Here is a 5,110-nt window from a genome sequence, read left to right on the forward strand (position 1 = left end):
CGAAAACATCGTAAGAATCAATAAGGGCTGGGTTCAGCTATCCGAACGCTGCCCGATCAGGCTGTCCACCGACGGCACCCGGGTGTCGCTTTCCATCTGCGCATCGTGCTCGATCTGGTGACTGAAGCGGTCCAGTGATCCCTGAGCCGGTTGCGCGTCGCTGGCGAATACCGGAGGGCTGAGGATGTAGGCGCCGAGCAGGCGGCTCAGCGCGGCCAGGCTGTCGATGTGAGTGCGTTCATAGCCATGGGTCGCGTCGCAGCCAAAGGCGAGCAGGGCAGTGCGGATGTCGTGCCCGGCGGTGATCGCCGAATGGGCGTCGCTGAAGTAATAGCGAAACAGGTCGCGGCGCGCCGGCAGTTCGTGCTCCTTGGCCAGCTTCAGCAAATGTCGTGACAGATGATAGTCGTAGGGCCCGCCAGAATCCTGCATCGCCACGCTTACCGCGTGTTCGCTGGAGTGCTGGCCCGGTGCGACCGGTGCAATGTCTATCCCGACGAATTCGCTGACGTCCCAAGGCAATGCGGCCGCCGCGCCGCTACCGGTTTCCTCGGTGATGGTGAACAACGGGTGGCAGTCGATCAACAGTTCCTCGCCGCTGTCGACAATCGCCTTGAGCGCCGCCAGCAACGCGGCGACCCCCGCCTTGTCATCCAGGTGACGGGCGCTGATATGGCCGCTTTCGGTGAATTCCGGCAGAGGGTCGAATGCCACATAGTCGCCGATGCCCACCCCCAACGTTTCGCAATCGGCGCGGGTGGCGCAGTAGGCGTCCAGGCGCAGTTCGATATGGTCCCAACTGATGGGCATCTCATCGACGGCGGTGTTGAACGCGTGTCCGGAAGCCATCAGCGGCAGCACGCTGCCACGGATCACCCCAGTGTCGGTGAACAGGCTGACCCGGCTACCTTCGGCAAAGCGGCTGGACCAGCAGCCCACGGGGGCCAGCGTCAGGCGGCCGTTGTCCTTGATGGCGCGAACCGAGGCGCCGATGGTGTCCAAGTGCGCCGAAACGGCCCGGTCGGGGCTGCTCTTGCGACCCTTGAGGGTGGCGCGGATCGTGCCGCGTCGGGTCATTTCGAAAGGAATGCCCAGTTCTTCCAGGCGCTCGGCGACGTACCGCACGATGGTATCGGTGAAGCCGGTCGGGCTGGGAATGGCGAGCATCTCCAACAAGACCTTCTGCAGGTATGCGAGATCCGGTTCGGGAATTTTGCTGATCATGGAAACTCCTCACGGAACGTTAAGTTTTGAATGGGGAACCTTGTGGCGAGGGAGCTTGCTCCCGCTGGGCCGCGAAGCGGTCCTTCTTTTCAGGCCTCGGGGCCCAGGCGACCGCTTCGCGCTCGAGCGGGAGCAAGCTCCCTCGCCACAGAGAGATTTGAATCAGACCGCCGACTGGCTATGGGGAAACAACAGGTCCACAAAGCGCTCGGCAGTCGGTTGCGGTTCGTGGTTGGCCAGGCCGGCGCGTTCGTTGGCTTCGATGAACACGTAGTCCGGTTGATCGGCCGCCGGTACCAGCAGGTCGAGACCGACCACTGGAATGTCCAGCGCCCGCGCGGCGCGCACCGCCGCATCGGCCAGGGTCGGATGGAGGATCGCGGTGACGTCCTCCAGCACGCCGCCGGTATGCAGGTTCGCGGTGCGTCGGACAAACAGATGCTCACCCGCCGGCAACACGCTGTCATAGTCATAGCCGGCCGCACTCAAGGTGCGCTCGGTCTCGGCGTCCATCGGGATTTTGCTTTCGCCGCCGGTAGCGGCCTGGCGCCGTCGGCTCTGTGCCTCGATCAGCGCACCGATGGTGTGCTGGCCGTCGCCGATCACTTCCGCCGGGCGCCGGATCGCCGCCGCCACTACTTCAAAACCGATCACCAGGATGCGCAAGTCGAGCCCTTCGTGGAAGCTCTCCAGCAGCACGCGGCTGTCGAAGCGTCGGGCCGTTTCAATGGCGTTCTGGACTTCCTCGATGGTCCGCAGGTCCACCGCCACGCCCTGGCCCTGTTCGCCGTCCAGCGGCTTGACCACCACGCGCTCGTGTTCATCGAGAAACGCCAGGTTGTCGTCGGCATTGCCCACCAACTGTTGCGCCGGCAGGTTCAGGCCGGCGTTTTTCAGCACCTTGTGGGTCAGGCTCTTGTTCTGGCACAGGGTCATGCTGATCGCACTAGTCAAGTCGCTCAGCGATTCCCGGCAGCGAATCCGCCGGCTGCCATGCACCAGAGTGAACAACCCGGCCTCGGCGTCGTCCACCTGCACTTCGATGCCGCGCCGGTGCGCTTCTTCGACGATGATTCGCGCGTAAGGGTTGAACTTCGCCTCCGGGCCAGGCCCGAGGAATAGCGGCTGATTGATGCCGTTCTTGCGCTTGATTGCGAAGGTCTGGAGGCTGCGGAAGCCGAGCTTGGCGTAGAGATTTTTCGCCAGGCGATTGTCGTGCAGCACCGACAGGTCCAGGTAGCTCAAGCCACGGCTCATGAAATGCTCGATGAGATGGCGCACCAGCACTTCGCCGACGCCGGGCCGCGAACATTGCGGGTCCACCGCCAGGCACCAGAGGCTGCTGCCGTGTTCCGGGTCGTTGAACGCCTTCTGATGGTTGAGACCCATGACGCTGCCGATCACCGCGCCGGTGTCATCGTCTTCGGCCAGCCAGTACACCGGCCCACCTTGGTGGCGCGGGGTCAGACGCTGCGGATCGATGGGCAGCATGCCGCGGGCCTGGTAGAGCTGGTTGATGGCCTGCCAGTCGCTGTCACTCTGTGCCCGGCGGATTCGGAAGCCGCGGAACACTCGCGTGGCTTGGCGATAATCGCTGAACCACAGGCGCAGGGTATCCGACGGGTCAAGGAACAGGTGCGCCGGTTCCAGCCCCAGCACTTGCTGCGGCGCGGCGACGTACAAGGCAATGTCGCGCTCGCCGGGCTGCTCGTTGAGCAGCTCCCGGGCTAGAGTCGCCGGGTCCGGAAAGGTATGGCCGACGAGCAAGCGGCCCCAGCCGCAATGCACGACGATCGGAGCGGCGCCCAGTTCGCTGCCATCTTCGGCCAGGCGCGCCTGCAAGCGTTCGTAGGAGGGTGGTTGGCCGCGCAAAAGACGTTGGTTGTGAAGGGTCGGGTGGGGTTTCATCAGTCAGATTCCTTGCTCGCTGAGCCACAGGTTCAGCGCCGCCAATTGCCATAGCCGCGAGCCGCGCAACGGCGTGAGCTGACCGTTGGGGTCGGTCAGCAAACGGTCGAGCATGGTCGGGTTGAACAAACCGCGATCCTGGCTCGGGTCCAGCAGCAGTTCGCGAACCCAGGCCAGGGTTTCACCTTCCAGATGCTTGAGGCCCGGGACCGGGAAATAACCTTTCTTGCGGTCGATGACTTCGCTCGGGATTACCCGGCGGGCCGCTTCCTTGAGTACCTGCTTACCGCCATCGGGCAGCTTGAATTTTGCCGGGACCCGTGCCGAAAGCTCCACCAACCGGTAGTCGAGGAACGGCGTGCGCGCTTCCAGGCCCCAGGCCATGGTCATGTTGTCGACGCGCTTGACCGGGTCGTCCACCAGCATCACGGTGCTGTCCAGGCGCAGGGCCTTGTCGACGGCGGCATCGGCACCCGGCTGGGCGAAGTGCTCCTTGACGAAGTCACCGGCGGCGTCGTTGGCCGTCAGCCATTTGGGCTGCACGGTCGCGGCATATTCTTCATAGCTGCGGTCGAAGAATGCCGCGCGATAGGCGGCGTACGGGTCGCTGGCGCCGTCCACTTGCGGATACCAGTGGTAACCGGCGAACAGTTCGTCGGCGCCCTGGCCGCTTTGCACCACCTTGCAGTGCTTGGCGACTTCGCGCGACAACAGGTAAAAAGCAATGCAGTCATGGCTGACCATCGGCTCGCTCATGGCACGAAACGCGGCCGGCAGTTGTTCGATGATTTCTTTCTCATCGATGCGCAACTGATGATGGCGGGTGCCGTAGTGCTTGGCGATCAGGTCCGAATACTGGAACTCGTCACCGCGCTCGCCGCCGGCGTCCTGGAAGCCGATGGAGAAGGTGGACAGGTCTTCCACGCCCACTTCACGCAATAGGCCGACGAGCATGCTCGAATCGACGCCGCCCGAGAGCAGCACGCCCACGTCGACGGCGGCGCGCTGGCGGATGGCGACGGCCTCGCGGGTGCTGTCGAGCACGCGATCAATCCAGTCTTCCAGGTTGAGGTTCTGTTCATCGGCCCGTGGCCCGTAGGGCAGCGTCCACCAGGTTTTCTGTTCGGTGCGGCCGTCTGCTTCGATGCGCATCCAGGTTGCCGGTGGCAGTTTTTCAATACCGGCCAGCAAGGTGCGAGGCGCCGGGACGACCGCATGGAAATTCAGATAGTGATTGAGGGCGATCGGGTCAAGCACCGCACTGATATCGCCGCCTTTGAGCAGTGCCGGCAGCGCCGAGGCAAAGCGCAGGCGCTGGCCGGTACGCGACAGGTACAGCGGCTTGACGCCGAGACGGTCGCGGGCAATGAACAGCCGCTTGGCGTCGCGTTCCCAGATGGCGAAGGCGAACATGCCATTGAGTTTCGGCAGCAGCGCTTCGCCCCAGGCGTGATAGCCCTTGAGCAACACTTCGGTGTCGCCGCCGGAATAGAAGGTGTAGCCCAGGCCTTCGAGTTCGCTGCGCAGTTCCGGATAGTTGTAGATCGCGCCATTGAACGCCAGGGACAGGCCCAGATGATTGTCGATCATCGGCTGGGCCGAGCCGTCGGACAGGTCCATGATTTTCAGGCGCCGATGGCCGAGGGCGATCGGCCCCTGGCTATGAAAACCCCACGCGTCAGGGCCGCGAGGGGCCAGGTGATGGGTGATGCGCTCTACGGCCGCAAGGTCCGCAGGTTGTTGATCGAAACGTAACTCACCAGCTAATCCGCACATAAGTCCTTACCGGTTTTTCCGTTGGGGAGGGGTCAAACAGTACCCGCCGAAATGGTGGGTACTCTGAAACTGACCTGGGGGATTGCCGTGAGTTTTATATCGATGCGTTATAAGCCGACGGGTGGGGATCGCAGCTCATTCAGACTGACGAGGATCTTGTGGGAGCGAGCCTGCTCGCGAAAGCGGTGGCACAGTCAATAGA

General features: G+C 63.4%; 3 protein-coding genes. All 3 read right to left on the reverse strand.

Annotated features, from left to right (window positions below; genetic code table 11):
• Positions 1–33: 33 nt before the first annotated feature.
• Positions 34–1,224 carry an osmoprotectant NAGGN system M42 family peptidase gene (locus tag ACE04F_RS15760; protein WP_434572690.1) on the reverse strand — a complete coding sequence of 397 codons (1,191 nt, stop codon included), beginning with the start codon at positions 1,222–1,224 and terminating at the stop codon, positions 34–36.
• A gap of 162 nt (positions 1,225–1,386) precedes the next feature.
• The gene (gene ngg, locus ACE04F_RS15765; protein WP_486108075.1) at positions 1,387–3,132 is read right to left on the reverse strand and encodes an N-acetylglutaminylglutamine synthetase; all 1,746 of its coding nucleotides are present in this window, start codon (positions 3,130–3,132) and stop codon (positions 1,387–1,389) included.
• A gap of 3 nt (positions 3,133–3,135) precedes the next feature.
• Positions 3,136–4,908 carry an N-acetylglutaminylglutamine amidotransferase gene (locus ACE04F_RS15770; RefSeq protein WP_486108077.1) on the reverse strand — a complete coding sequence of 591 codons (1,773 nt, stop codon included), beginning with the start codon at positions 4,906–4,908 and terminating at the stop codon, positions 3,136–3,138.
• Positions 4,909–5,110 lie beyond the last annotated feature (202 nt).

It is taken from the genome of Pseudomonas sp. AGC41 (genome assembly GCF_057334555.1).

Excerpts from the sequence above, each read along its gene's own strand:
- ngg (WP_486108075.1), bottom strand. The coding sequence starts at position 3,132 with ATGAAACCCCACCCGACCCTTCACAACCAACGTCTTTTGCGCGGCCAA.
- ACE04F_RS15770 (WP_486108077.1), bottom strand. The coding sequence starts at position 4,908 with ATGTGCGGATTAGCTGGTGAGTTACGTTTCGATCAACAACCTGCGGAC.
- ACE04F_RS15760 (WP_434572690.1), bottom strand. The coding sequence starts at position 1,224 with ATGATCAGCAAAATTCCCGAACCGGATCTCGCATACCTGCAGAAGGTC.